23 protein-coding genes are annotated in these 26,978 nt (G+C 67.3%); 13 read left to right on the top strand and 10 right to left on the bottom strand.

Translation table 11 applies throughout. The features are described 5' to 3' along the window. Positions 1–35 precede the first annotated feature (35 nt). The 8 genes from ACG00X_RS11420 (at position 36) to ACG00X_RS11385 (ending at position 5,968) form a co-directional block, all read left to right on the top strand. Complete coding sequence (locus tag ACG00X_RS11420) at positions 36–917, top strand: DMT family transporter (protein ID WP_394488300.1); 882 nt, start codon at positions 36–38, stop codon at positions 915–917. Further along, positions 914–2,584: a long-chain-fatty-acid--CoA ligase gene (locus ACG00X_RS11415; RefSeq protein ID WP_394488299.1), complete on the top strand. Its 1,671-nt coding sequence runs from the start codon at positions 914–916 to the stop codon at positions 2,582–2,584. The genes ACG00X_RS11420 and ACG00X_RS11415 overlap by 4 nt, the downstream gene beginning before the upstream one ends. A 195-nt stretch (positions 2,585–2,779) precedes the next feature. After that, positions 2,780–3,793, top strand: a complete 1,014-nt coding sequence (truD, locus tag ACG00X_RS11410) for a tRNA pseudouridine(13) synthase TruD (RefSeq protein WP_394488298.1) — start codon at positions 2,780–2,782, stop codon at positions 3,791–3,793. Positions 3,794–3,896: 103 nt separating this feature from the next. Continuing rightward, positions 3,897–4,391 (top strand): HD domain-containing protein, encoded by a 495-nt coding sequence (locus ACG00X_RS11405; RefSeq protein WP_394488297.1) that lies wholly within the window; start codon positions 3,897–3,899, stop codon positions 4,389–4,391. Between the two features lie 22 nt (positions 4,392–4,413). Then, a complete protein-coding gene (locus tag ACG00X_RS11400) occupies positions 4,414–4,800 on the top strand; it encodes a VOC family protein (protein WP_394488296.1) in 387 nt (128 codons plus the stop codon). Next, entirely contained in the window at positions 4,797–5,414 is a 618-nt protein-coding gene (locus ACG00X_RS11395; protein ID WP_394488295.1) for an HD domain-containing protein, read from the top strand. The genes ACG00X_RS11400 and ACG00X_RS11395 overlap by 4 nt, the downstream gene beginning before the upstream one ends. 53 nt (positions 5,415–5,467) lie before the next feature. Further along, positions 5,468–5,773 carry a hypothetical protein gene (locus tag ACG00X_RS11390; protein WP_394488294.1) on the top strand — a complete coding sequence of 102 codons (306 nt, stop codon included), beginning with the start codon at positions 5,468–5,470 and terminating at the stop codon, positions 5,771–5,773. A gap of 51 nt (positions 5,774–5,824) precedes the next feature. Further along, positions 5,825–5,968, top strand: coding sequence for a hypothetical protein (locus ACG00X_RS11385; RefSeq protein ID WP_394488293.1), 144 nt, complete (start codon positions 5,825–5,827; stop codon positions 5,966–5,968). 300 nt (positions 5,969–6,268) lie between these two features. Here ACG00X_RS11385 and ACG00X_RS11380 read toward each other — a convergent pair whose 3' ends face one another. Both ACG00X_RS11380 and ACG00X_RS11375 read right to left on the bottom strand, forming a co-directional pair. After that, the gene (locus ACG00X_RS11380; protein WP_394488292.1) at positions 6,269–7,687 is read right to left on the bottom strand and encodes a DUF1501 domain-containing protein; all 1,419 of its coding nucleotides are present in this window, start codon (positions 7,685–7,687) and stop codon (positions 6,269–6,271) included. A gap of 23 nt (positions 7,688–7,710) precedes the next feature. After that, positions 7,711–9,624: a DUF1800 domain-containing protein gene (locus tag ACG00X_RS11375; RefSeq protein WP_394488291.1), complete on the bottom strand. Its 1,914-nt coding sequence runs from the start codon at positions 9,622–9,624 to the stop codon at positions 7,711–7,713. Between the two features lie 234 nt (positions 9,625–9,858). Between ACG00X_RS11375 and ACG00X_RS11370 the strand changes: the two genes are divergently transcribed. Continuing rightward, complete coding sequence (locus ACG00X_RS11370) at positions 9,859–10,302, top strand: OsmC family protein (protein WP_394488290.1); 444 nt, start codon at positions 9,859–9,861, stop codon at positions 10,300–10,302. Between the two features lie 10 nt (positions 10,303–10,312). Here the strand turns inward: ACG00X_RS11370 and rtcR are convergent, their stop codons facing one another. Next, positions 10,313–11,911: an RNA repair transcriptional activator RtcR gene (rtcR, locus tag ACG00X_RS11365; RefSeq protein WP_394488289.1), complete on the bottom strand. Its 1,599-nt coding sequence runs from the start codon at positions 11,909–11,911 to the stop codon at positions 10,313–10,315. Between the two features lie 201 nt (positions 11,912–12,112). Between rtcR and ACG00X_RS11360 the strand changes: the two genes are divergently transcribed. The 4 genes from ACG00X_RS11360 (at position 12,113) to rtcA (ending at position 17,490) form a co-directional block, all read left to right on the top strand. Beyond that, positions 12,113–13,687 (top strand): RNA-binding protein, encoded by a 1,575-nt coding sequence (locus ACG00X_RS11360; protein ID WP_394488288.1) that lies wholly within the window; start codon positions 12,113–12,115, stop codon positions 13,685–13,687. A 513-nt stretch (positions 13,688–14,200) separates the two neighbouring features. After that, positions 14,201–15,424: an RtcB family protein gene (locus tag ACG00X_RS11355; RefSeq protein ID WP_394488287.1), complete on the top strand. Its 1,224-nt coding sequence runs from the start codon at positions 14,201–14,203 to the stop codon at positions 15,422–15,424. A 16-nt stretch (positions 15,425–15,440) separates the two neighbouring features. Further along, the gene (locus ACG00X_RS11350; protein WP_394488286.1) at positions 15,441–16,403 is read left to right on the top strand and encodes a zinc-ribbon domain-containing protein; all 963 of its coding nucleotides are present in this window, start codon (positions 15,441–15,443) and stop codon (positions 16,401–16,403) included. A gap of 4 nt (positions 16,404–16,407) precedes the next feature. Continuing rightward, positions 16,408–17,490: an RNA 3'-terminal phosphate cyclase gene (gene rtcA, locus ACG00X_RS11345; protein ID WP_394488285.1), complete on the top strand. Its 1,083-nt coding sequence runs from the start codon at positions 16,408–16,410 to the stop codon at positions 17,488–17,490. A 54-nt stretch (positions 17,491–17,544) separates the two neighbouring features. Here the strand turns inward: rtcA and ACG00X_RS11340 are convergent, their stop codons facing one another. The 7 genes from ACG00X_RS11340 to ACG00X_RS11310 all read right to left on the bottom strand — a co-directional run bounded on the left by ACG00X_RS11340 (position 17,545) and on the right by ACG00X_RS11310 (position 26,753). Beyond that, complete coding sequence (locus ACG00X_RS11340; RefSeq protein WP_394488284.1) at positions 17,545–18,816, bottom strand: Glu/Leu/Phe/Val family dehydrogenase; 1,272 nt, start codon at positions 18,814–18,816, stop codon at positions 17,545–17,547. A gap of 149 nt (positions 18,817–18,965) precedes the next feature. After that, complete coding sequence (locus tag ACG00X_RS11335) at positions 18,966–20,468, bottom strand: class I SAM-dependent DNA methyltransferase (RefSeq protein WP_394488283.1); 1,503 nt, start codon at positions 20,466–20,468, stop codon at positions 18,966–18,968. Positions 20,469–20,823: 355 nt separating this feature from the next. Further along, positions 20,824–21,138 (bottom strand): hypothetical protein, encoded by a 315-nt coding sequence (locus ACG00X_RS11330; RefSeq protein ID WP_394488282.1) that lies wholly within the window; start codon positions 21,136–21,138, stop codon positions 20,824–20,826. Beyond that, the gene (locus ACG00X_RS11325) at positions 21,135–21,317 is read right to left on the bottom strand and encodes a hypothetical protein (RefSeq protein WP_394488281.1); all 183 of its coding nucleotides are present in this window, start codon (positions 21,315–21,317) and stop codon (positions 21,135–21,137) included. The genes ACG00X_RS11330 and ACG00X_RS11325 overlap by 4 nt, the downstream gene beginning before the upstream one ends. Further along, entirely contained in the window at positions 21,314–22,438 is a 1,125-nt protein-coding gene (locus ACG00X_RS11320) for a PDDEXK nuclease domain-containing protein (RefSeq protein ID WP_394488280.1), read from the bottom strand. The genes ACG00X_RS11325 and ACG00X_RS11320 overlap by 4 nt, the downstream gene beginning before the upstream one ends. After that, a complete protein-coding gene (locus ACG00X_RS11315) occupies positions 22,435–23,979 on the bottom strand; it encodes a restriction endonuclease subunit S (protein ID WP_394488279.1) in 1,545 nt (514 codons plus the stop codon). Before ACG00X_RS11315 ends, ACG00X_RS11320 begins: the two co-directional genes overlap by 4 nt. Next, complete coding sequence (locus ACG00X_RS11310) at positions 23,976–26,753, bottom strand: type I restriction endonuclease subunit R (protein ID WP_394488278.1); 2,778 nt, start codon at positions 26,751–26,753, stop codon at positions 23,976–23,978. Before ACG00X_RS11310 ends, ACG00X_RS11315 begins: the two co-directional genes overlap by 4 nt. Positions 26,754–26,978 lie beyond the last annotated feature (225 nt).

Below are 26,978 nucleotides of genomic sequence, written 5' to 3'. Positions count from 1 at the left end.
TGCGCTGGCGTGGATTTGGGCATGATGGCCGCCTCATGCCGCTGCCTTCCTTCCTCGACCGCCTCGCGCCGCCGCTGTTCATCTTCATCTGGGCCACCGGCTACATCGTCGCCAAGCTGGCCGCGCCGCATGCCGACCCGCTGACCTTCCTGTGCTGGCGTTATGCCGGCGTCGTCGCCCTGATGCTCGTGCTGGCCTTGGCTGCAAGCGCGCCGTGGCCGTCGCGGCGCGAGGCCCTGCACCTGGCGGTGGCCGGCGTCGGCATCCAGGCGCTCTATCTGGCCGGCGTGTGGGTGTCCATCCGCCGCGGCCTGCCGGCGGGCACGGCGGCCCTCATCGTCAACCTGCAGCCGGTGCTCGTGGCCGCGGCCGCGCCGCTGATCGGCGAGCGCGTCGCGCCGCGCCAGTGGCTGGGCGTGGCGCTGGGCCTTGCAGGTGTGGTGCTGGTCATCTGGCACAAGCTGACGCTGGCCGCGGGTTTCGGCCTGCCGCTGGCGCTATGCCTGATGGCGCTGCTGGCCATCACCGGCGGCACGCTCTATCAGAAGCGCTTCGTGCCGCGCTTTGACCTGCGCACGGGCCAGGTCGTGCAGTTCAGCGCCGCGCTGGCGGTCACGCTGCCCGTGGCGGCGCTCGTGGAGCCCATGCGCATCGACTGGCACCGCGACGTCGTCGTCGCCATGGCCTGGAGCATCCTCGTGCTGACGGCCGGCGGCATCAGCCTGATGTTCTACATGCTGCGCCACGGCCGCGTGACGGCCGTCACCAGCACCATGTACTTGGTGCCATCGGTCACTGCACTGATGGCCTGGCTGCTGTTCGGCGAGACACTGGGCCCACAAGCCATCGCCGGCATGGGCGTGACGCTGCTGGGCGTCTACCTTGTCGTCGCCAAAAAACAGGAGACCGCCGCATGAGCACTCGCGCGCACCACGCGTTCTGGCCCGCCCGCCTGCCGCACGCCATCACGCCGCCCGCCACGGCGCTGCCCGACAACCTGCTCGTCAACGCCCGTCGCTACCCCGACCGCCCGGCGCTGCGCTTCCTGGGCCATGCCATCACGTACGCCGAGTTGGCCGGGCAGGTCGCGCGCCTGGCCGCGTGGCTGGCACAGCGCGGCGTGCGCCGGGGCGACCGCTTGCTCGTGGGGCTGCAGAACTGCCCGCAGCTGGTGATCGCGCACTACGCCATCCACAGCGCCAACGCCGTCATCGTGCCGGTCAACCCGATGAACAAGGCAGCGGAGCTGCAGCACCTCATCGGCGACAGCGGCGCGCGGCTGGCCATCACCAGCGCCGACCTCGCCGCCGAATGGCAGGCCGCCGGCATGCCGGCCAGCAGCCTGCTCGTCACGCGCCTGGTCGAGGTGCTGCCCGCGGGCCGCGTCGACGGCGAGACGCTGCGGGACCTGCCGGCAGGCTGGGCCGACTGGCTGCAGGCCGACGTCGCGCTGCCGGACGGCGCTACGCCATGGGCCGAGGCGCTTGCCTGCACGGCCCCGCCCCCGGCCACCGACGTCAGCGCCGCCGACCTCGCGCTGCTGGCCTACACCAGTGGCACCACGGGCAACCCCAAGGGCTGCATGCACCGGCACCGCAGCCTGCAGCACAACGTCTTTGCCGGCCAGCTGTGGGCCAACCTCTGCCAGGAAGACGTGGTGCTGGGCGTCGTGCCCATGTTCCACATCACCGGCATGGTGGTCGTCATGCACGGCACGCTGGCCAGCGGCGCCTGCCTCGTGCTCATGCCGCGCTGGCAGCGTGACTACGCGGCGCGGCTCATCGCGCAGCACCGCATCACGCGCTGGACCAACATCCCCACCATGGTCATCGACCTGCTGGCCAGCCCGCAGGTGGACAGCTTCGACCTCAGCAGCCTCGTCTACATCGGCGGTGGCGGCGCGGCCATGCCGCAGCCCATCGCCGAGCGGTTGCGCCAGCGGTGGGGGCTGCGCTACGCCGAAGGCTACGGGCTGACCGAAACCGCCGCGCCCAGCCACAGCAACCCGCACGACGCGCCCAAGCAGCAATGCCTGGGCGTGCCCTACGTGAGCTGCGACGCCCGCGTCGTGGACCCCGCCACGCTGCGCGAGCTGCCCGTCGGCGAGGCCGGCGAGATCATCGTACATGGCCCCATGGTCTTCGACGGTTACTGGCGCCAGCCCGAGGCCACGGCCGAGGCCTTCGTCGAGTTCGACGGCCGGCGCTTCTTCCGCACGGGCGACATCGGCTATGTCGACGCCGACGGCTACTTCTTCATGACCGACCGCCTCAAGCGCATGATCAATGCGAGCGGCTTCAAGGTCTGGCCGGCCGAGGTCGAGAACCTCATGCACGGCCACCCCGGCGTGGCCGAGGCCTGCGTCGTCGCCGCGCCCGACGACTACCGCGGCGAGACGGTCAAGGCCTTCGTCGTGAAGCGGGCCGGGCACGAGGCGCTGACCGACGACGCACTGCGCGACTGGTGCCGCGGCCACATGGCGGCCTACAAGGTGCCCGTGCGCATCGAGTTTGCGGACACGCTGCCCAAGAGTGGCTCGGGCAAGATCATGTGGCGGGTGCTGCAGGAACGCGGGCAACGGTGAGTGTCGCGCCCGCGCGGGCCGGCCACGGCGGGGACGTACGATGCCGAACGATCCAGGGAAGCAGAAGGAGCAGGGACGCCGCCGGCCGCCATGTCCACGCGCCAGGCTCCGGGCGGTGACGACCGCCGCTTCCCATCCCGCCATCGGCCACTGCTCCGCGCCCTGCCGCGCCGGGCCGTGGCCCGCGAAACGCCCATGACCGACGCTCAATACCTGACCCTGCCGCTGTGGCCCAACGCCTACTCGGCCAGCGGCGCCACTGCCACGCTGAAAGCCTCCAACGAAGACTTCGTCGTCACCGAGCTGCCGCTGCAGCTCCCTTCCGGCGCGGGCGAACACGTCTGGCTGGACGTCGAGAAGAACGGGGCCAACACCGCCTTTGTCGCGCAACAGCTGGCCGATGCCGCCGGTGTGCCGGCCGGCGACGTGGGCTATGCCGGCCTCAAGGACCGCTACGCCGTCACGCGCCAGTGGTTCAGCATCTACCTGCCCAAGGGCGAGACGCCCGACCTGACCACGCTGCAGCACCCGGAGTTCAAGGTGCTGGGCCAGAGCCGTCACGTGAAGAAGCTGCGCCCCGGTGACCTGCAGGGCAACCGGTTCCGCATCGTGCTGCGTGACGTGGTGGGCGAGCGTGCGGCCATCGAGGCCAACCTCCAGGCCATCGCCGCGAAGGGCGTGCCCAACTACTTCGGCGCCCAGCGCTTCGGCTTCGACGGCGGCAACGTCGAGCAGGGCCGCGCGATGCTGGCCCGCGAGATCCGCGTGCGCAACCCGAAGAAGAAGGGCATCTACCTGTCGGCGGTGCGCTCCTTCGTCTTCAACGAGGTGCTGGCGCTGCGCATCCAGCAAGGCCTCTGGGGCCAGGCATTGCCCGGCGACGTGATGGACTCTGCGGGCCTGCCCACGGGGCCACTCTGGGGCCGGGGCCGCGTGAGCACCACCGACGACGCCAAGGCCCTGGAAAACGGTGTGGCCGAACGCCACGCCACGCTGTGCAACGGCATGGAACACGCCGGCCTGGAGCAGGACCGCCGCGCGCTGGTGGCGAGCCCTGCGGGCATGACCTGGGAATGGCCCCAAGCCGACCAACTGGTGCTCACGTTCGACCTGCCGGCCGGCAATTACGCCACGGCGGTGCTGCACGAGATCCTCAGCACCACGGAGCCCGACCGGCATGCCGACGGCGAGGCCGTGGCGGCCGAGTGACGGGGCGTGTCGTGGGATGCGGGCCAGGCTTCGGGCGAGCGCCCAGCGCCGTCCGCTTGCCCGCGGCTCGACGCGGTGACCCGACGTCTGATACTTTGGGCCCATGACTTCCGCTGAAGATCAAGCGCGCGCGTTCGCCGTGGCTGCCCATGGGGCGCAACGGTACGGCGAGCATCCGTATGCACATCATCTGGATGCCGTGGCCGAGATTGCGCGGCCCTTTGGCGAATCGGCGGTTGTGGCCGCCTACCTGCATGACACGGTCGAGGACACGCAGGCCACGCTGGACGACATCGAGAGCCGGTTCGGGGCTCACGTGGCCGCCTGCGTTGCCTTGCTGACCGACCAGCCCGGTGCGAATCGACAGGAACGCAAGGCCCGCACCTATGCGAAGCTGGCGCAGGTCTGCGGGGTGCTGGAGAGCGCGCTGGTGGTGAAGGCGGCCGATCGCCTGGCCAATGTGAGGGCATGCGTGCGAGACGGCAATACGCGCCTCCTTGGCGTCTATCGCGGCGAGCACGGCGCCTTCCGGCGCGCGGCCCATCGGCAAGACCTGTGCGAGCCGTTGTGGTCCGAGCTGGACACCTTGCTCGCATGACGGGCTGCCGAATCCCGGCGCGATGCTGCGCGTGCCTTCGCCCATGCCGCTGACTCATCCGCGTTACGTCATCGCCGTGCCCGACCTGGCGCGGTCGGCCGCCTGGTATCGCGATGTGCTGGGCTTCACCGTGCACGACCTGGGCGACCCGGGCTGGTGCTGGCTGGAGCGCGACGCCTGCGTCATCATGGCCGGCGCCTGCCCCGATGCCTTGGCGCCTGCGCAACTGGGCGACCACGGCTATTTCGCGTATGTGCAGGTCGAGGCCATCGACGCGCTGTACGCCGAGTGGCAGGCACGTGGCGTGTCATTCATCAAGCCGCTGCGCGACGAGCCCTGGGGCATGCGGGAGTTCGGCATCCGCACGCTGGATGGCCATCGCATGATGTTCGGGCAGCCCACGCCATGAGCCTTGGCATCGTCCCTTGGCGAGCCGCCTGGCAGGCGCTCGGCGCTGCCCCCGGCGATGGCTTGCATGCCGAGCTGCTGGCGCGTTATGCCGAGCCGCACCGCGCGTATCACACGCGGCAGCATCTTGCTGAATGCCTGGCGCTGTTCGATGAGCACCGCCTGTTGGCGCAGCGGCCTGCTGAGGTCGAGCTGGCGCTGTGGTTCCACGATGCCGTCTACGACGTTCACCGCCACGACAACGAGGCCGCCAGTGCGGCTTGGGCGCGCACCGCCTTGCTCGACGGCGGTGCGGCCCCTGAGGTGGCTGACCGCGTGGCCACGTTGGTGCTGGCCACGCGACACAGCGTTGCGCCGGCCACGTCCGATGAGCAGTTGCTGGTGGACGTGGACCTCGCCATTCTGGGCGCGGCGCCAGCGCGCTTTGCGGAATACGAGGGGCAGATCCGCGCCGAATACAGCTTCGTGCCGCCGACCGTGTTTGCCGAGAAGCGAGGCGCCATCCTGGCCGGCTTTCTCGCGCGGCCCGTGCTGTTCGGCACGCAGGCCCTGCAGGCGCGCTTCGAGGCCGCCGCCCGGGCCAACCTGCAGCAGGCCATCGCAGCGCAGGGTTGACGCGACGACGCCCGCTCGGCCGGGCCCTTGGCATTCGCACCGACACTGCGGCCATGCGCTACCTGATCTTTGACGCGACCGACAGCACCGACGACATCCTGACGCTGGAAGCCATGGCCTCCACGCGCGAGGCCGAGCATGCGGCGGTGATGGCCGAGGTCTCGCAGGTGCTGGCCTGGGCGCAGGCCGAATTCGGCAGCCGCCAGGGGCCCGTGGAAGACGGCCATGCCTGGGACCACGAGTTGCTGGTGCAGCCGGAACCCGGCGGATGGACCACCGTGACGTTGACCTTCAGCGCCTCTGCCGAATTCGCCGAGGCCTTGCGGGGCAGGTTCTGCGCCGACGACGCAGCGGATTGACGGCCGCGCACCGAAACCCGAGCCGCAACCACGCCTGGCGTTTCCGGTGACGTGCACCGCGGCTACACCGAGAGCGGGCTGACGATGACGGCCATGGCGGCCGAGCTGGGGCTGACGGTGGCGCGGGTCAGTCAGCTGATTGCGCGGGTGGAGCGGCGGCTGGCCGAGGCGGGCGCAGCTGCGGCAGACGACTGAAGGGTGGCCGAGCCGGCCGCGGTGGCGTGCCGGCGCTGAGGCTCGGCGGGGCTGGCAGGCTGAATGTGCAGCCGAGCACGGGTGAGGTGAGCAAGCCGTACGGTGCCGGCCGTTCGGGCCCCTCTTCCTCCGAGGCCCCATGGACAACCTCTGAGTCTCCCTGGCCCGGGCTCGGGGCTATCCGTTCGAACCCCGCGACGCGCCTGACCTGCCGGCGCTGCTGGCCGATGTGCCGCGGTAGGCAGGCACGGGCCCGTGTTTGCCACGTGACGAGATTGGCTCACGGGTGAGCATTTGCACCTATGCCATGAACCCAAGGTCGGTGGGGTAGTCGGCGTTGCCAAAGTTGCCCAAGTTGGGCAGCACGGCCGGCAGTTCGCTGGCGCTCACGCCAAACCATTTCGCCAGGGTGGCCGCGTACTGGTCGACCGAGGTGCTGGGCAGCAGGCGGCCGGCGCCCACGTGCCACTGGTCCTCGGCGGCGCTGGTGTTGGTCACGCTGACGGGGGGGGCCTTGCCGTAAAAGGCCTTGCCGTTGACCGCGCCGCCCACCACGAAATGGTGGCCGCCCCAGCCGTGATCCGAGCCGTCCCCGTTCGAGGTCAGGGTGCGGCCGAAGTCGGAGGCGGTGAACGCGGTGACCTGCTCGGCGATGCCCATCTCGACAGTGGCGTTGTAGAAGGCCGTCATGGCCGCGCTCACTTTGGTGAGCAGCGCAGGCTGTCTGGTCATGAGGCCGTCGTGCACGTCGAACCCGCCCAATGTGACCAGGAACACCTGCCGCTTGACGCCCAGCGCGCTGCGCGCCTTGATGAGGCGCGCCACCGTCTGGAGCTGTGCGGACAGTCCGTCGCCGGCAAAGGCTGTCGTCAGCGTCGCGTTCGCCAGGGCGGCGGAGATGACCTCCGCGGATTCCACGGAACGCTTGGTCACTCGGTTGTATTCGTTCTCCAGCACATGGGTCCTGGACTCTTGAATAAGCGAAGCGAGTGCATTGCGCACAGCCGATGAGCGATAGAGGGTCGAAGCGCCAATGGGCTCGATACGGACCGCACCGGCGGTGCTGACGCGGTAATCCAGGGCTGTTTCCCCTGACATGAAAACGCCCCCGCCAAGCGACATGCAGGTGAATTGCGAGGTGGTATTGGAGGACATGGCCAGGTCGCCCATGTGGCCGCCCCAACCCACGGTCGAGCCTTCGGCTGAGTCGGATTGCCACACCGATTGCTGGTCGTTGTGCGAGAACAGCTTGGGCGGAAGCGGGTATTTCAGTCGGTCGCCGCTGCTGTATTGCGCGCGCGTCAGCGGCGCGACGAGCGGCCCCACGTTCAGCTGCACGGCAGCCTTGCCGGCATTGAAGAGGCCCGCCATACCGGTCATGGCGGGGTGCAGCGCATATTGGCGGCCGCCAGGCAGGGCGGTGGTTGGGCTGAGCAAGGTGGCTGCCAGATCGGCTTTCTTTTCGGCGATGCTGGTGCGGATGGCAGCGTATTTTTTGTAGCTGTCGTCGTCATAGGTGATGACGGTGTTGGCGTAATCGTTGCCGCCATACAGGAACACGCACACCAGCGCCTTGTAGTCGGTGGCGGTGAAGGCGGCTGCCTCGCCGATGGCGGCAAGGTTCAGGGCGAAAGGCGTGGCGGTGCCTGCCAGGCCCAGCTGGGCCGTGCGGCGCAAAAAGGCGCGGCGGCTGTGGAGGTCAGGTTTGATGAAGTTCATGGTGTTGCTCTCTTCGCGCCGAGTTATTTCTGGACGATGTAGTCGGCAGACGCCATGACCAACAGGATTGCGGCTGCGACGCGGTTCCACTTGTCCGGTCCGTCGCTGGTATCGGAGGCGAATTTCCCCTTGAGCGCGTCTGAAATCAACTTCACCGTGGCAGTTGAGAGCTGGCCCGCGCACATCAGCAGGTTGATGCGCGCCACCAACGCGTCGGCATCAGTGGCGATGGCCAATTCGTCGCTGTAGTCCGGAAAGATGTCAAACCCGTTGGTGGCGTTGCTGGAAGGGCCGCTGTTATTTGGCCCGTTCACGTAGTAGCCCTTTTGGATCACGGGGCCCATGAAGTTGAGGTAAGTGGCCACGGAGACTTCGTTGACCATCTGGAATTCGGGCGCCACCTGCTTTGCTTTGGCTATCGCCGTCGACGGCGGCACATATCCGGGGCGGAAGAAATTGAACACGGAGGAGGAGCGAAGCGGGCTTTGCCCCAGGTCCCCGGTCAGGTCTTCGATCTTCCAGGTGCCATAGCCGGACGTCACACCAAAGGTGCGGCCCCATTGCAGAAACCGCAGCATGGGTTCTCGCAAACGGCCGAATGTGGGGTCTGACAAGCCGGCGGGCCCGCGCGCCTCGTCATCCATCAGAACGGCGGTGATCACCGCCTTCATGTCACCGCGCACGCCGGAACCGTTGTCGTTGAACCGGGCTGCCACGCGGCTCACATAGGCGGGCGAGGGATTGCTGGTGATCAGCCGCTGGATCAGTTGCTTTCCGATGAAGGGGCCGACATTGGCGTGATTGAAGAGGGTGTCCAGTGCCTGCTCCAGCGCTTGCTCGCCAGGCGTGCCCGCAGCGATCGTCGTCCCCAGGAACTTGACAGCCAGACTGGAATGCAATGACGCGTTCAGCGTCATGGGCAGCCTGGTGTAGTAGGTGCTGATGATCTTTTGGCCGTTCTCCGGAATGATGAATCCGCCGGCGTTTTGCGATTGGTCGATGTCGTAGCCGGTGAACACCCGGGCCAGGTTGGAAACGTCGTCCAGCGTGTATGTTTCCAATGGCTTGCCAGTGGCATCTGTTTTGACAGTGCCGTCGAGATTCAGTTCGACCAGGCCAATGGTCATCAATTGCATGATTTCGCGCGCGAAATTCTCGTCAGGCAATCGACCTGTGGCGGCGTCTTCCTTCTGGTTGCCGCGTGTGTTCAGGTAATAGCCCATGGCGGGATTCAGGGTGATGTCCTTCATCAACTGCCTGAAGTTGCCAAATGCATTGGCCACCAATTGGTCCCAGTAGTGCGCGATCGCGTGGCTGCGCCAGTTGAAGTCAAGATCGGTGACGGACACCACAAAAATTTCAGACAGCACCAGGGCGATGCGCTTGCGCAGCGTGTCTGTGCAGGTCATCAGCTCCGCCCACATCATCCAGTCGGCTTGATAGCTGCGCTGCCAGTAGTTCGTGGTGTTGGATGGGCTGGCATAGCCATGCTCATTGAGCCAGTCCCAACGCTTGGTTCCCACCGAGCGGGTGAATTGGCCGTTGAGCCAGTCTTCGTAGCTGCCGGCCCGCACGGCCGCAATGTCCTCTGTGGTCGCAAAGCACTGCGCTTGCAAAAGGAAGCGTGCGGCCTCCTGATCCGTGGCCGCCTTTTTGTAGCTGTATGAAGCGGATGCGCTGGAGGAACCGGATGAGCCGGATGAGCCGGATGAACCCGAGGAACCGGACGACGAGTTGGAGGCGTCGGATGAGCCAGCTCCTTTCCCTCCGCCGCAGGCGGCCAACGATGCGCTGGCCATCAACGACACCAAGGGCAGCCGGACCGGGGCGCCGGCCCGGTGGCCTTCCGGGCTCGATGCCGGTGGCAGGGGGGCCGTCCCGGCGTCGGCGTGCGCAGTCACTGGTGGGCGCTGAGTCGGTTCAATCGTTGTTGTCATGGCGTCTTTTGAAGTGCTGGCTCAAGGCGCCATGATGTTTGTGAACGAGGGAGTAAATCCCTAGCAATGTGTGCGGCTTTGTGGCTTCTGTTGCAAGAAGCTGGTGTGGCACGTAACAACCCCCGAACCGGGTGGTGAGGCGATCGAACGCCCTTGGCCTCGGCGCCGCCAGGTGGCGCTGGGATGGGGCTTACAGTGGCCGATAGGTCGAGACCTTCTTCTTCCGAGGCCCCCATGGACAACCCCAGCGTCTCCCTGGCCCAGCGCCAGGGCTATCTGTTCGAACACCGCTATGCGCCCGACCTGCCGGTGCTGCTGGCCGATGAGCCGCCGCCGGCGGGCACGGGGCAGGGGCCCGACCCGGTGGAACTGCTGGCCTCGGCCGTCGGGCATTGCCTGTCGGCATCGATCTGGTTTGCGTGCCAGAAGTACAAGGATGACCCGTCGCCGTTGCGCACCGAGGTGAAGGCCAGCGTCGGCCGCAACGAGCGCAATCGCAATCGCGTGCAAGGCCTGGCGGTGGACCTGCACCTGGGCAAGCCCGCTGCCGAGCTGGCGCACCTGCAGCGCGTGCTGGACACCTTCGAGGACTTCTGCACCGTGACGCAGAGCGTGGCGCCGGCCATTCCCGTCACGCTGCGGGTGCTGGACAGCACGGGGGCGGTGGTGAAGGGCTGAGCCCGCCGCATCAGCCGCGCAGGGTCTCCCAGGCGAGGCCGTGCTTGAGCAGGTATTTGCGCAGCCGGTCTGCGTCGTTGACGACCTGGCGCTTGTCGCGCGAGCGGTGGAACAGCCGGCGGCCGGCGTCCGACAGGCTGGTGCTTTGCCGGCACACGGCGGCCACGGCCTGCAGCTGCAGCTGGTCGAACAGGTCCAGTGCGTCCCAGCGCTCGGGGCCGATCAGCGCGGCCATGTCCACCGTGGCGGCGGCGGGCGGCTCGTCGCGCTGCCACATCCATAGCAGGCGGCGGATCTCGGCCTCCACCAGCGGCAGCGTGATGCGGCCGCTGTCGGCCAGCGTGGCCAGCCGCGTGACGCTGGCCGACAGGTCGCGGAAGTTGCCGCTCCAGTGCGCCTCGGGCGACTGCGCGAAGGCCAGGTAGCGGGCGCGTGCTTCGGCGTTGAAGCGCACCGCCTGCTGCAGTTCGGCGCCGGCGCGCTGCAGCAGGTGGTCGATGTTGGGGGCCAGGTCTTCGGGCCGCTCGGCCAGGCCGGGCAGCGTGTAGGCCCACAGGTTGATGCGGGCGAACAAGTCTTCGCGAAAGCGCCCGGCAGCCACCTCCAGGCGCAGGTCGCGGTTGGTGCCGGCCACCAGCTGGAAGTCACTGGCCACCTCGCGGTCCGCGCCCACGGGGAAGAACTTCTTCTCCTCCACCGCCTTCAGCAGCATGGCCTGCTCGTCGGCCCCCAGCTCGCCGATCTCGTCCAGGAACAGCACGCCGCCGTCCGCCGCGCGCAGCAGGCCGGCGCGGTCGGCCGCGGCGCCGGTGAACGAGCCCTTCTTGTGCCCGAACAGCGTGGACGCCGCGCCGTCGCCGCGCAGCGTGGCGCAGTTCACCTCCACGAACTCGCCGCTGACCTGGTGGCGTGCCTTCTTCAGCTCGTACATGCGCCGCGCCAGGTGCGACTTGCCGGCACCCGTGGGCCCCGTCAGCAGCACCGGTGCGCGCGAGCGCACGGCCACGCGCTCGATCTCCTCCACCAGTGCGTTGAAGGCCGCGTTGCGCGTGGCGATGCCGCTCTTCAGGAAGGAGAGCGCGTCGGCCTGCGCCTGCTCGAAGCGGCGCGCCAGGTCGTCGTAGCGGGACAGATCGAGGTCGATGAGCGCGTAGCTGCCGGCGTCGCCACGCACCTGCTTCCGGGGCGGCGAGGTCTGCAGCAGCACGCCGGGGATGAAGCGCGACTCCACCAGCAGGAACAGGCAGATCTGCCCGACGTGGGTGCCCGTGGTGATGTGCACCCAGTAGTCCTCGGCGTCGGGGTCGAAGGGGTAGGTGCGCGCCCAGTCGTACAGCGTGCCGTAGACCTCGCCGAAGTCCCAGGGGTCGCGCGTGGGGTTGGGGATGAGGCGCACCTCGGTGTGCGGCGACACGGCGGCGATGTCGCGGCTGATCTGCTGGGCCAGGCCCACGTGGACGGGCGCGTGCAGCAGCTCGATGCGGTCCACCAGCAGGTCTTCGTGCTGCGCCATCGACACCGTGGGCCGCCATTTCTCCCACCGGCCCGCGCCCTGGCCGCTGTCCAGCTGGCTGCCGAGGAAACCGATCATGACCTTGCGCTTGGGCATTGCTATCAATCTAGTTGGCTAGCTTGAATTCTAGTTTTGTGCGCACGGCGGCGATTTCAAGCCAACCAGTTCGGCGTCGAGACGTTGAACAAATCCCTTTTGAATCAACGGTTTGCTAAATTTCTGGAGGCCGCCTGACCAAGTTGGCACACCGCTTGCAAAAAGAGAGGCACAAGTTGAATGCAAGCGAGACAAGAACACATGGTCAACACCCAACTCTTCCAAACGCTCAAGGGCGCGCTGCTGCCCGCCGCCACGGCCACCAACGCTGCTGGCGCCCCGGCCTATGCCCTGAGCCCGCGCCACCAGCTGGCGCAATTGGCCGCCACCGGCTGCCTGAGCCAGACCTTCTACGCCGACGCCGAATCGCAGCTGGATACGGTGCTGGCGCTGGCCCAGCAGGTCGAGCCCGCCTTCGTTGCCAAGACGGCCATCTACGCCCGCCAGGCCGCGCACATGAAGGACATGCCGGTGTTGCTGGCCGCCGTGCTGGCCGTGCGTGATGTGGGCCTGCTGGCCCAGGTGTTCGGCCGCGTGGTGGACAACGGCAAGACGCTGCGTGGCTTTGTGCAGATGCTGCGCAGCGGCCAGCTGGGTCGCAAGTCGCTGGGCACGCGGCCCAAGAAGCTGGTGCAGCAATGGCTGCTGCAGGCGTCTGAGCAGCAACTGTTGAACGCCGCCGTCGGCACCACGCCGTCGCTGGCGGACGTGGTGAAGATGGTGCACCCCAAGCCCACCGAGGCCTGGCGTGCGGCGTGGTTCGCGTGGTTGATCGGCCGTCCGTACGACGACGCCGCGCTGCCGCCGCTGACCTTGTCGTTCGAGCGCTTCAAGCGTGCGTTGGCCGAAGGCCAGTCGCCGCACGAGGTGCCGGCCGTGCCCTTCCAGCTGCTGACCGCACTGCCGCTGACGACCGAACACTGGGCCCAGATCGCCCGCGACGGCTCCTGGCAGATGGTGCGTCAGAACCTGAACACCTTTGCCCGCCAAGGCGTGTTCGGCCTGAAGCCCATGCCGCATGTCGTGGCCAACAAGCTGCGTGACCCGGAGGCGGTTCGCCGTGCCCGCGTGCTGCCGTTCCAGCTGCTGTCCGCCTACAAGGCGGCGGGAGCAGACGTGCCGGCCGAGGTGCGTGAGTCGCTGCAGGACGCGCTCGACGTGGCGCTGGCCAACGTGCCGGCGTTCGACGGCCGCGTGGTGGTGTGCCCGGACGTGTCCGGCTCCATGTCGTCGCCGGTGACGGGGCAGCGTGGGTCGGCAACCTCGACGGTGCGCTGCATCGACGTGGCGGCCCTGGTCGCCGCGGCGATCTGCGCCAAGAACCGCGGCGCGCGAGTGCTGCCGTTCGAGCGAGACGTGGTGGCCGTGAAGCTGAACCCGCGGGACTCGGTGCTAACGCAAGCCCAGGCGCTCGCGGCCATCGGCGGCGGTGCGACGAACTGCAGCGCGCCCCTGGCGATGCTGAACCGCGAGAAGGCGGAGGTGGACGTGGTGGTGTTCGTATCGGACAACGAGTCGTGGATCAACACGCGGCGCGGTGCCACGCAGACGCTGATCGAGTGGGACCGGCTGAAACAGCGCAACCCGCACGCCAAGCTGATCTGCCTGGACCTGCAGCCGAACACCACGACGCAGGCGCCGGATCGCGCCGACGTGATGAACGTCGGTGGCTTCTCGGACGCGGTGTTCACGACGATGGCGCGCTTTGCCGCAGGGCAGACGAGCGCCGAACACTGGGTGAACGAGATCGACAAGATCACGCTTGCCCCGCAGTGAAGAAGTAAGTTTGAAGGGGTGCCTCGGGCGAATGCCCGCAGGACTACAGCGCACTCAGGTCGCCGCGGGCCGGCAAGCCCGCAACGGAGAACCCGTAGACCGCGTCTTGCGTTCCTGGTCGCTCGAGGTGCCCCACCTTTTTGACTCGCGTCGTCGCGTGGCGAATGCCGATGGGACTCCATTTCCAACATGACCGTCTCATCAACCGTTGGTCGCCACGCGGGGGCCTCTGTTTGAAGTGCGAATGCCGGCAGGACTACACGGTGAGCTGTGGGGTTCGAATCCCCAGCCTCGGGCAACCGGGGCCATAGCAAGTCTTGCTTCTCTTGTCGCACCCTTTTGTTTCGGCGTCGCGTGGCGAATGCCGGTGGAACTACAGACTCTTAATCTCGTGGTCGCGGGTTCGAATCCCGTCGGTCTCCTTTGGGGGCCGTAGCTCAGCAGGTAGAGCACGCAAACGTTTCGCCACCCTCGTCGTCCCGCACGTCACCTTTGAATCTGAACGAGAAGAACATGGACAAGAACTACAACCTCTCCCAGCCCATTGGCGGCGTGCCCATCAAGGCCTGGACGCGCGGCGTGCCCGTGGAGCCCATGGCGCTGGAGCAATTGGCCAACGCGGCCAAGCTGCCCGTCGTGTTCAAGCACGTGGCGGCCATGCCCGACGTGCACGTGGGCATCGGCGCCACCGTGGGCTCGGTGATCCCGACGCTGAAGGCCATCATCCCGGCTGCCGTGGGTGTGGACATCGGCTGCGGCATGATGGCTTGCAAGACCACGCTGACCGCGGCCGACCTGCCCGACAACCTCGGCCCGCTGCGTTCGGCCATCGAGCGCGCGGTGCCGCACGGGTCTTCGCCCAAGCATCGCGGCCGCGACGTCGGCGCGTGGGAAAACCCGCCCGACCTGGTCGACCAGGCCTGGGCTGGCCTCGTGGATGAATTCGACGCGCTGTGCGAGCTTCACCCGCGCTTGAAGAACACCAACAACCGCAAGCACCTGGGAACGCTCGGCACAGGTAACCACTTCATCGAGGTGTGCCTGGACGAGGCGGGTGCCGTCTGGTTCATGCTGCACTCGGGCTCGCGCGGCGTGGGCAATGCCATCGGCACCCACTTCATCGAGCTGGCCAAGAAAGACGCCGAGCAGCACCAGCGCAACCTGCCCGACAAGGACCTCGCGTACTTCGAGGAAGGCGCGCAGTACTTCGGCGACTACGTGCGCGGCGTGAGCTGGGCCCAGCGCTTCGCGGCCAAGAACCGCGAGGTGATGATGGCCAACCTCATCGCCACCGTGCGCACCGTCATCACCAAGCCTTTCGAGGCGCATGTGGAAGCGGTGAACTGCCACCACAACTACGTGCAGAAGGAAACGCACTTCGGTGAAGACGTGTTCGTCACCCGCAAGGGCGCGGTGAGCGCCAAGCGCGGCCAGCTGGGCATCATCCCGGGCAGCATGGGTGCACGCAGCTTCATCGTGCGCGGCCTGGGCAACCCGGAGAGCTTCGACAGCTGCAGCCACGGCGCCGGCCGCGTGATGAGCCGCACGCAAGCCAAGAAGAAGTTCACCGTGGCCGACCAGGTCAAGGCAACCGAGGGCGTGGAGTGCCGCAAGGACGAAGACGTCATCGACGAGATCCCGATGGCCTACAAGGACATCGACGCGGTGATGGCCGCGCAGGCCGACCTGGTGGAGGTGGTGTATACGCTCAAACAGGTGGTTTGCGTGAAGGGGTGAAAGCCCGGTGCGGCTGGTGAGCGTGATTCGGCGCTTGCTGCTGCCTGGGCGCTGCGGCGGCGGAGAGCCGTTGGACAGAGAGGGACTCATGAAGAGCAACAAGCAGCGCCGGGCCGAGATCAAGCAGCTGCGCCTTGAGCGTGCGGTTCGTGCGTCGGCGCATGCACAGCGGGCCGGCGCTGTCGATCCGCGAGTGCTGCGCTCGCTGGGCGCGGAGCCCGCCGACCAGGACATGCTGCAGCGTCACCACGCGCAGCCGCCCTGCATCGGGTTCCCCGCGTTCTATGTCGACCGACCTTTTCGCTGCCGCGATTGCGGTTCGCAGGAGGTGTGGACGGCCAAGCAGCAGAAGTGGTGGTTCGAGACCATCGGCGCCCATCTGGACAGCGGCGCGGCCCGCTGCCTGCCTTGCCGGCGTCAGCGCCGCGCGGTGCTTGCGAAGGCCCAGGCCGTGCCCGGCGCCGACCTGTTGCGGCAGGAGGTGGCCTGGCTGCGCAGCGTGAGTGCGTCGAGCCCGGACGCCGAGACCGAGCGGCGTGTCGACGCCGCGCTCGCCAGCAAGTGGGATGGTGTGCGGAAGGTGGCGATCGAGGTGTTGGGCCGGTGGGGCCGGCGCAGCGATATCGAGTGGCTGCGCGCCTTTGCATTGGATGGCGAACGGGACGGGTACGACGGGCAACGCCGCGCGGCGGCGCAGGCCCTGACGCCCTGGCTGCGCCACCCCGACGACGATGCCTGGGTGCTGGAGGCTGTCGCGGCGACGCGGTACGTGACGTGGCCGTGGGGCGATTTCGTGCGCGGCATCGCGCCTGCGCTGCTCGATGCAGCCGTGCGTGACGCGCTGGACAGCGGCCATGCCATCCGCCTTGAAAACCTGTATCGCATGCTGCGGCTCGCGCAGCGCGTGCCCGCCGAGCCGCTGTGGAGCGAGCTTCGCAAGCACCCCGCGCTGGCGGCCTGGGTGCGACTCAATTCGTAAATCCATGAACAACCAGAACAAGAACACGGGCATCGCCACGCGATCGCTCGGTGTGATCGAACTCGACGGCGCCTCCGGCGAAGGCGGCGGGCAGATCCTGCGCACGGGCCTGGCCCTGGCCATGTGCACGCGCCAGCCGGTGCGTTTCAGCCGCATCCGCGCGGGCCGGGCCAAGCCGGGGCTGATGCGGCAACACCTGGCCTGCGTGCAGGCGGCCGCCGCCGTGAGTGGTGCGCAGGTGGAGGGCGCCGAGCTGGGCTCGCAGACGCTGGTGTTCACGCCCGGCGATGTGCGGGCCGGCGAGTACCGCTTCGATGTCGGCTCGGCCGGCAGCTGCACGTTGGTGCTGCAGACCGTGCTGCCGGCGCTGATGAGCGCAGCCGGCGAGAGCCAGATCACCTTGACCGGCGGTACGCACAACCCGATGGCGCCGCCGTTTCATTTCCTGCAGCGCTGCTTCGCGCCGCTGCTGGCGCGGCTGGGTGTGGGCCTGGAGCTGGCGCTGGTGCGCCACGGTTTCTACCCGGCCGGTGGCGGGCGCTTCACGGCGCGCATCGTGCCGGCGGCGCGGTTGGTGCCGGTGGACGTGCTCACGCGGGGCGAGCGGCTGGACGCGTTCGCCGAATGCCTGACGCCGGGCATCCCCGGCCGCGTGGCCGCGCAGGAGCTGGCCGTGCTGGCCGAGCGGCTGGGCTGGCCGCGCGACAAGCTGCTGCATGGCGATGCGCGGCAGGACGAAGGCCCGGGCAACGCCTTGATGGCCACGCTGGCGCACACGGGGGTCACCGAGCTGTTCACCGCTTTCGGCGAGAAGGGCCGCCCGGCGGAACAGGTGGCGGGTGAGCTGGTGCGCGAGGTGCGCGCCTACATCGCCAGCGAGGGGGCGCTGGGCGAGCACCTCACCGATCAGTGGATGCTGCCGCTGGCGCTCGCCGTGCAGGCCAGCGGCCAGCCGGCCGCGTTCACCTGCACCGAGCTGAGCCTGCATGCGCGCACGCAGATCGAGACGGTGTCGGCCTTCCTGCCCGTGCGGTTCGCGGCCGAGCAACTGCACCGCGCCTGGCACGTCACGGTCAGCCCGGCCTGACATGAAGAAAGCCCGCTCGCTGCGGGCTTTGTCCTTCGGGCGCGAACCGGAAGATCAGGGGTACAGGCCGCGCTCTTCACGCGCCTGCAGCACCCGTGTGCAGGCCACCGTGAAGGCCGCCGTGCGCAGCGGGATCTTGTGCAGCTCGCCGGTTTCCCAGATGTGCTTGAACGCGCCGATCATGATCTTGTCCAGGCGCACGTTGATCTCGTCCTCGGTCCAGAAGAAGGACGAGAAGTCCTGCACCCACTCGAAGTAGGACACGGTCACGCCACCGGCGTTGGCGATGACGTCCGGCACGACGACGATGCCGCGGTCGGCCAGCACGGCCTCGCCGTCCGGCGTGGTCGGGCCGTTGGCGCCTTCCAGCACGAGGCGCGTGCGGATGCGCTGCGCGCGCTCTGCGGTCAGCTGGCCTTCGAGCGCGGCGGGGATCAGCACGTCGCTCTGCACGTCCCAGAAGTTCTCGTTGTCGATCTTGTCGCCGCCGGGGAAGCCGGCCACGCCACGGTGCTTGGCGACGTAGTCCAGCAGCACGGTCATGTCGAAACCGTTTTCGTTCAGGATGGTGCCGGTGTGGTCCTGCACGCAGACCACGCGTGCGCCGTTGGCGGCGAACAGCTTGGCGGCGATGGAGCCGACGTTGCCGAAGCCCTGCACGGCGACGCGGGCGCCTTCCATCTCGATGTTGAGGCGACGCATGGCTTCACGGCCCACGACGAACACGCCTCGGCCGGTGGCGGCCACGCGGCCCAGCGAGCCGCCCAGCTCGATGGGCTTGCCCGTGACGACGCCGGTCGCCGTGGCGCCGGTGTTCATCGAGTAGGTGTCCATCATCCAGGCCATGATCTTGCCGTTCGTGTTCACGTCGGGCGCGGGGATGTCCTGGTTGGGGCCGATGATGATGCCGATCTCGCTGGTGTAGCGGCGCGTGACCTTCTCCAGCTCCTTCTGCGACAGCAGCGCCGGGTCCAGCCGGATGCCGCCCTTGGCGCCGCCGTAGGGCAGGTTGACGGCGGCGTTCTTGATCGTCATCCAGGCCGACAGCGCCATCACTTCTTCCAGCGTCACGTCGGGGTGGTAGCGCACGCCGCCCTTGCCGGGGCCGCGCGTCAGGCTGTGCTGCACGCGGTAGCCCTCGAAGTGGGCGATGCTGCCGTTGTCCAGCTCGATGGGGATGTCCACGATGAGCGCGCGCTTGGGGCGGCGCAGCGTCTCGACCCAGCGCTGCAGGGACCCGAGGTAGGGTTCGACGGCATCGATCTGCGACAGATACGTTCCCCAGGGGCTGTTGCGCGTGGGCGAAACGAAGGACAGGTTGGGCATGAAATGCTCCGTAACTTTGAGTGGGGCGAACGGTAGCGCGAAGGCTGGGTTCGTCTCAACAGCCTGTCTAGCCAAGTGCTCATGCGCTTATGCAAGGCGTGCATGACATCGGGCGAGCGTGACTCATGGCACGCCCGGCTGCCCCGCCCTCAGCGCGCCGGCAGCGCCGCCGCCACCTCGCGGAAGGCCGCCAGCGCCGCCTCCAGGTGCTCGATGATTTCCTGTTGCAGCACGTCCGGCGGCGGCAAGTCGTCCAGGTTGTCCAGGCTGGCATCCTTCAGCCAGAACACATCCAGGCTGGCCTTGTCGCGGTTCACCAGGTCGTCGTAGGCGTAGTACCTGAAGCGCTCCGTCGCCACCCGCTCGTGCCGGTTGGCCGGGTTGTAGCAACGGATGAAGTCCTGCAAGTCGGGCAGGCGCAGTGGCCGGGTCTTCAGTGTGAAGTGCTGGTTGGTGCGCAGGTCGTAGAACCACACGCCCTTGGTATGCACGCGGCCGTCCTTGGGCGCGTTGTCGAAGAACACCACGTTGGCCTTCACGCCCTGTGCATAGAAGATGCCCGTGGGCAGGCGCAGGATGGTGTGCACATCGCAGCTCTCCAGCAGCTTGCGGCGGATCTTTTCGCCCGCGCCGCCCTCGAACAGCACGTTGTCGGGCAGCACCACCGCCGCGCGGCCGGTCACGGCCAGCATGCTGACGATGTGCTGCAGGAAGTTCAGCTGCTTGTTGGACGTGGTTTCCCAGAAGTCCTGCCGCTCGTAGAGCAGCGCGTCGCGGTCTTCCTCGCCCTCCTCGTTGGTGATGGTCATGCTGCTCTTCTTGCCGAAGGGCGGGTTGGCCAGCACCAGGTCCACAGCCAGGCGCGGCTCGGCGATCAGCGCGTCGGCCCGCTCCACCGACGGCTCGCCCACCAGGTCGCCCACGCCGTGCAGCATCAGGTTCATCAGGCACATGCGGCGCGTGCCCGGCACGATTTCGTTGCCGTGGAAAGTCTCGTCGCGCAGAAAGGCCTTCTGCGGCTTGGTCAGGGTCGGCTTCTGGTAGCCCAGCCAGTCGCCATGGTCACGCAGCCACGGCCCGGTGCCGGTCAGCCACTCGTTGGCCGCCAGGAAGAAACCACCCGTACCGCAGGCCGGGTCGGCAATCGTCTGGCCCGGCTGCGGGCGCATGCAGGCCACCATGGCCTGGATCAGCGCGCGCGGCGTGAAGTACTGGCCGGCGCCGCTCTTGGTGTCTTCGGCGTTCTTCTGCAGCAGGCCCTCGTAGAGGTCGCCCTTCATGTCGGCGTCCATGCCCACCCAGGCCTGCTCGTCGATCATCTGCACCAGGCGTGACAGCTTGGCCGGGTCCTGGATCTTGTTCTGCGCCTTGAAGAAGATCGCGCCCAGCATGCCGGGCTGAGCCCCCAGCCTGTGCAGCGTGGCCAGGTACTGCGCCTCCAGCGGCTCGCCGGCCAGCGGGCGCAGCGCGGCCCAGTCGTAGCCCTTGGGAATGCGCGAATCGCGGTTGTAGGGCGGCAGCGCGTACTCGTGCGCCATCTTCAGGAACAGCAGATAGGTCAGCTGCTCCAGGTAGTCGCCATAGCCCACGCCGTCGTCGCGCAGCGTGTGGCAGAAGTTCCAGACTTTCTGGATGAGGGTGGAGGTGTTCATGGGGCTGGCATCAAGTACCCGTCAAGTACCGAATGGAACGCTAAGTTGTTGATTTTTATGAAACTTCGTGCGCAGCAGGTTCGGTTGGCAACGCTGCTCGTCAAGTGACCGTCAAGCAAGGTCTGCCGATTGCGGCTCGCGGAGCTTGCAATCGGAATTGCCGCAGCCAAGGAAAACAACGACTCACCTAAGTCTTTGATGTGAAATGAAAATCATGACTCACGCTTGTTGTTATCTGGCAGAGAAGAAAACAAAGTGGGTCATTCTTGCCAGGGCCGCCTGTAGACCGAGAACGGGCAGATCAAGCTCGGCTGGCAAACAACGAATGAGCTAAGCCATTGATTGGAAAAAACTTCTAGTCGGCGCCTGGTTTGTTTTCCGGCGCCTGAGATAACAAATCCAGGCCTTCTGTCGCTGAACCGTCCAAAACCGGCTTGCGATAGACCATGTTGCGTTTGCCTCGGCCCGTGTCGGGAACCAACAGGCCTTGATCCACCCAGCGCTTGAGCTGCTTTGACGCTTTCAGCGTGTCCAGCCCGGCGATCTGGCACAAATCAGCATTGGCAATCGGCCCGTTGCGATCCATCCAGTCGCTGACCTGCTCCGGCTGCGGCAGCACCCGGTTCAGGAACTGCTGAATCCACTGGGGGTCTCGAATCAGGGTGATCACGATGGGTCTCCTTGATGCTTGTCTGCGGTGCGGCGCCGCGAACGGGCGGGCATGGAGGCGGTCCGCTCGGCGCGGATGCGTGCCAACAACTCGGCGGCGGGCTCGTCGGCCCTGTCTTGCGGGACGAGCTGGCCGGCGAAGGCGGCGCGGCGGAGGTTGTCGGGTCGGGCGGGCTTCATGGCGCCTCCGGTGCTGACGACCCCGCCCCCAGCTCCGCCTCCAGCGCCTCGATGCTCGGCAGCGCGCTTTGCAACGACGCCGGCAGCGCCCGCGTCAGCTCGTAGCTGGCGATGCCGATGGGCTTGTCGATGCCGCGCAGCGCGTACTCGGCCAGCACCTTGTCCTGGCCCTGGCACAACAGCAGCCCGATGGTGGGCGCGTCCTGCGGGTGGCGGAGCAGGTCGTCCACCACATTGCAATAGAAGTTCAGCTTGCCCGCGTACTCGGGCTTGAAGTCGCCCCGCTTGAGCTCGATCACCACAAAGGCGCGCAGCTTCAGGTGATAGAAGAGCAGGTCCACGTAGAACTCGTTCTCGCCCACCGTCAGCAGGTACTGCCGGCCCACGAACGCAAAGCCCTGGCCCAGTTCGAGCAGGAACTTTTCCAGATGGGCCACCAGGCCCACTTCCAGCTCGCGCTCATGGAAGGTGGGCGCCAGCGTCAGGAAATCAAAGACATACGGGTCCTTCAATGCCTGCTGCACCAGCTCGGACTGCGGCGCCGGCAGCCGGGTGGCGAAGTTGTTCACCAGCGCGCCCTGGCGCGCGTGCGCCGCGCCGGCAATCTGGGCCTGCAGCACGCTGCGGCTCCAGCCCTGGGTCACGGCCTGCGCCATGTACCAGCGGCGCTCGGCGGTGGGCTTCACCCGTTCCAGCAGCAATACATGGTGGCCCCAGGGCAGACGCAGCATGGGCTCGACCTGGCCGGCCGGCGCCGGTGCCACAGGCTGTGGCACTTTTGAGGCCGGCTGTGGCGGTGACTCGATTTGTGCCACAGCCTGTGGCACAAACGCCGGGTCGTCGGCATAGGCCCGGTAGAAGGCCAGCATGCGCTTGAGGTTGCGCTCGGAAAAGCCCTTCACCTCGGGCAGCGCGTTGGCGATATCCAGCGCCAGCCGGGGGATGACGGCCGCGCCCCAACCCGCCTCCTGCTGACGGGCATCCAGCAGCTGGCCGACCTGCCAGTACAGCCTCACCAGCTCGGTGTTGACCGCCAGCACCGCCCGGCTCTGCGCGGCCTGGATGCGCTGCCGGATGGCGCCCAGCAACTCGGCGTAGGGCTTGGCGGCGAGGTCGGTCACGAAACCTCCTTGGCGGGGCGGCCGCGGCGGGCCCGGGTGCCGCCCCCGGCTGCGGCCCGCTCGGCGCGGATGCGCGCCAGCAACGCGGCGGCGGGCTCGTCGGCCGGGTCTTGGGGAACCAGCTGGCCGGCGAAGGCGGCGCGGAGGAGGTTTTGGCGTTGGGCGGTGGATTGGCTCTCAACGCGCTCGATTGCTGCGAGCTGTCGATCACATAACGCGAACGCGTCAGTCAGCAGACGAACAATCTCTAACTGCTCACGAACGGGAGGCAGAGGAACTGGCAGCGTTGAGAACTTGCCTGCGCTCAAGTGGTTGATACCCACTCCGCCAGAAAGCCGCCGGAAAACGCCGAGCTTCTGCATTGCCAAGAACGAGAAGTAAGCGAACTCTGGACTTAGCAAGTGCGATTGGAAACGAAGCACTGTGTTCTGGAAACAGTACAAGTCCGTCCCATCTCGCCATATGGCCGGTCTTCCAACGTGCTCGGGGCTTCCGGAAGCCTCGGTCAGAAGAACATCCCCAGGCTTCAAGGCAAACGTTATTCGCTCTGATGCCGAAAAGTCCATGTAAAGGACATCAGCCAAGTCAATGCCGCCTTCGCGAATATTGGCAGCCCGAACATATGGAGTAGGGTTTGCGCCGCCCAATTTATCGGGTGAACGCTGCCTCCCAAGTTGAACGGTGCCAAGTTGCTCAACGCTGGCCCACACCCAACTGTTCGGCAATGCGTCGAGCGCATTTGTGTCGAGGGATGCCGGCTCCGGATACTTCCCCTGCCACCCCTTAGTCGGCGCCTTGCCCTGCGCCTCGAACTTGGCGAGCTGCTGGGCTTCCCAGCGGGCGCGGCGCTCGCGCAGGATGCGGGCGAGCAGGTCGGCGCCGGATTCCTCGGGTGCCGGGTGGGCCTCGCGCCAGGCGGCGGTGAGCGAGCCCTCGACGGCGGCCTTGAGCAGGGACTGGCGGTAGTGCTGCAGCTTGGCCTGCGCCGCCTTCAGCTCCGCCACGCCGGCATCGAGGTCGGACAGCAGTTCTTCGAGTTTCTCGACGATGCGGGTTTGCTCGGCCAACGGCGGCAACGAAACGTCCAACGCAAGCAAATGCTGCTGGTTCAGATTGGCCATCGTTGACCCTACCGAAGCCGCCAGCAGGTAGTCAACCACGCTTCGGCTGGTCAGCAGCCTTTGCAAGTAGCTGGGGTCGAGCAGCCGACGCTCAGGCCGAACGATGAGCGAGCCCGTACCACACAGCCAGCCTTCTTCACGTTGGCTGACGACTGCACAACGCCCCATTTCTCCGCGCCGACCAAGCACTACGTCACCTGACCGAAGCTTGTAGTCGCTCAGTTGTTCGACCATTTGCGCCGGCACAGACATCTCCGGTGACGGCCGAATGCGCCCATCAACGAGATGCATCGGATTGACAAGCGGAGTGCCTTCCCGAACGTAGTCTGACTGGTGGAGTGCGCTACCGAACGGCCCAGTCCTCAAGCTGACAAGTTCCCCAAGAGGCGTTGATGCCCATCCATTCGGAAGCCTCCTCACGCCACCAACTCCTCATTCATCCCCGCCATCAAGCCATCCAGTTCCTCGCCAAACAGCCCCCAGGCCTTCTGCAGGCCGCCACGCGCTGCCAGCTCCGCGTAGTCAAAGTCGTCCCGCGCAATCGAACACGAGCTGGCGATGTGCTCCTTCATCAGGCGCAGCCACTCGGTCTGCTCAGGCGTGAAAGCCGTGGCGCGGCGGCTGTTGTGGCGCCAGATCCAGTCGGCAAAGCGTTGGTTCACGGTGTCGGCAAAAGGGGTGAGTTCGGCGTCCAGGCCGAGGGCAAAGCGCAGCAGGGCGACGAGGTCGGTGAGCTGCCGCTGCAGGCCCACGCCCTTGACCTGGTTGGCCTGCACGCGGGCGTAGGCGGCCCAGAGGCGGTCGGTGGTGAGCATCAGCGGCGGGCGGGCAATCGCATCCGCCAGCTCCTGCACGGCTTCGATGGTCAGCGCACGGCGCTGGTAGGGCTGCTGGTAGAAGAAGCTCAAGGCCGCGAGTTCGTCCTTGTGGCTTTCAGCAAAGTCCTTGAAGGCCTGCACGTCGGCGCGGGCGTGCTCGTCCCTCTGCGCGGCGGGGCCGCTGCTGAGGATGCGGTCGCGGTTGATGGTGTCGATGAGCTGTTCGCGTTCGCGGCGGGCCGATTCGAGCGTGTCGCGCAGCTCGGGCGCGTCGAAGGGCGCGCAGGCAGCGGCCACGCGGGCGGCGCGGGCGGCCTGCAGTTCCTCGGGCAGCAGCGTGTCTTCGCTGCGGGTGATGCCCTGGCGGCGGGCGGTGTCCAGTGCGGCCTGTTGAACAGCGTCGGGGTCCAGCGCCTTCAGCAGGGCCTTGCCCAGCTCGCGGGCGGGCACGCCGCCGCTGGCGCGCTCGATGCGGGCGCGGGCCTTGGGGTCGAGCTGCTTGTCCAGCCGCACGAGGCGGTTGGCGAGGGTGAGCAGGGTGTCGTCGTCGCGCTGGTTGTGGACCACGGCAATCAGCAAGTCCTTCAGCGGCACGCCGTGCTTTTGCTCCAGGCTGCGGCTTTCGGTCTTGAGGCTTTTCTCCACGCCCACGGCGTCGATGAGGATGAAGCGCTCCTTGGCGCCATCGGCGCTGGCGCTGACCTTGCGCAGGCCGTTGGCGTCGAGGCTGCGCACGCCGCGGCCTTTCATTTGCTCGTAGTAGCCCTTGCTGCGCACATCGCGCATGAAGAGCAGCACCTCCAGCGGCTTCACGTCGGTGCCGGTGGCGATCATGTCCACGGTGACGGCGATGCGGGGGTGATAGTCGTTGCGGAAGTCCTGCAGCACGGCGTCGGCCTGCTTCTCGCTGTAGGTGACCTTGCGGCAGAAGGCATTGCCCTGGCCGTAGACCTCGCGCACCAGCTGCACGATGTCGTCGGCGTGGCTGTCGGTCTTGGCGAAGATCAGCGTCTTGGGCACCTCGCGGCGGGTGGGGAAGAGCTGCGTTTCCACCACGCGCTTCATCTCGGTCAGCACCTGGCGGATCTGGCTGGGGTTGACGACGGAACGGTCCAGCTCCTTGGCCGAATAGGCCGTGTCCTCTTCGGTCTCGGCCCAGCGCCTCTTGCGGGTCTGGCGGTCGCGGTGGTCCACCCACTCTTTCGCTTTCAGCTCGGCACCTTGGCTGGTGATCTCGGTGACGATCTCCCACACGTCGTAGCCTACGTTGACGCCGTCGGCCACGGAGTCTTCATAGCTGTACTCGGCCACCACGTTCTCGTTGAAGAAGCCGTAGGTGCGCTTGTCGGGCGTGGCGGTGAGGCCGATGAGGAAGGCGTCGAAATAGTCCAGCACCTGCTTCCACAGGTTGTAGATGCTGCGGTGGCACTCGTCGATGACGATGAAGTCGAAGGTCTCGACGGGCAGCGCGGGCTGGTAGCTGACGACCCGGCCGGGCTTGACGGCCCGGGCCACGTCGGCGGCGGGGAGGTCTTCGGCGGATTCATCCAGCGCCTCGCCGCTGAGCGCCGCATACAGGCGCTGGATGGTGCTGATGCAGACGTGGGCCTGGCGGTCCACGCCCGCGCTGCCGACGCGCTGCACGTTGTAGAGCTCGGTGAAGGTGCGGCCGTCGTCGGGCGGCGTGTAGGCCATGAACTCCTGGTGGGCCTGCTTGCCGAGGTTGCGGGTGTCGACCAGGAACAGGATGCGCTTGGCCCCGCCGAACTTGAGCAGGCGGTAGACGGCCGTGATGGCCGTGAAGGTCTTGCCGGCGCCGGTGGCCATGTGCACCAGCGCGCGCGGGCGGTTGGCGGCGAGGGACGTTTCAAGCCCTGTGACGGCAGCGGTCTGGCAGTCGCGCAGGTTCTCGGCGGGCAGCGGCGGCATGGCTTCGCGCAGCCGGCGGCGCAGCGTGGACGGCTGCGCGAGCCACGCGGCGACGGTCTCGGGGCGGAAGAAGCTGAATACTTCGCGCGAGCGCGGTGCCGGGTCGCGAGCGTCGGTGAAGCGGGTGATCTGGCCGGTGGCCTCGAACAAAAAGGGCAGGGGCTGGCCGCTGGCCCGCCACTTCAGCCGCGCATGAGCGTAGCGCTCGGTCTGGCTCTCGGTGACGACGAGCTGGCCGCCGGCATCGTCGCGCTTGGCCTCGATGACGCCCACGGCCTCGCGGTCGACGAACAGCACGTAATCGGCCGGGCCGGTGTCGGTGGGGTACTCCCGAACCGCAACGCCCGGCGCCGCGCCGAGGTTGAGGCGGGCGTAATCCTGCACCAGCCAGCCGGCGGCCTGCAGGCGTTCGTCGATGACTTGTCGGGCTTGGGCCTCTGGGGTCATGGATGCGCTCCCTCGTCGCGATGGACAGTCATGCCGCGCTGTCGTTCCGCTAGAGGCTGCATTGTGTGCCCACCATGAAAAAAGCGAGCTGACCGCCGGCCAGCTCGCCTAGGGACGCGGTCGATGCGTAGGGCGCCACAGTAGTTGCACAGGCGCGGATTGTGGATCAAGGACTTGGCGGGTCCCGCGCCACAGCCTTCAACCAAGCCAAGAACGACTTATTGC

Origin of the sequence: Pelomonas nitida (genome assembly GCF_043555975.1) — a bacterium.
In the GTDB taxonomy this organism is placed as follows: domain Bacteria; phylum Pseudomonadota; class Gammaproteobacteria; order Burkholderiales; family Burkholderiaceae_C; genus Pelomonas; species Pelomonas nitida.
Note: the sequence above shows the minus strand (reverse complement) of the source record. Positions and strands in the feature narration are given on the sequence as shown.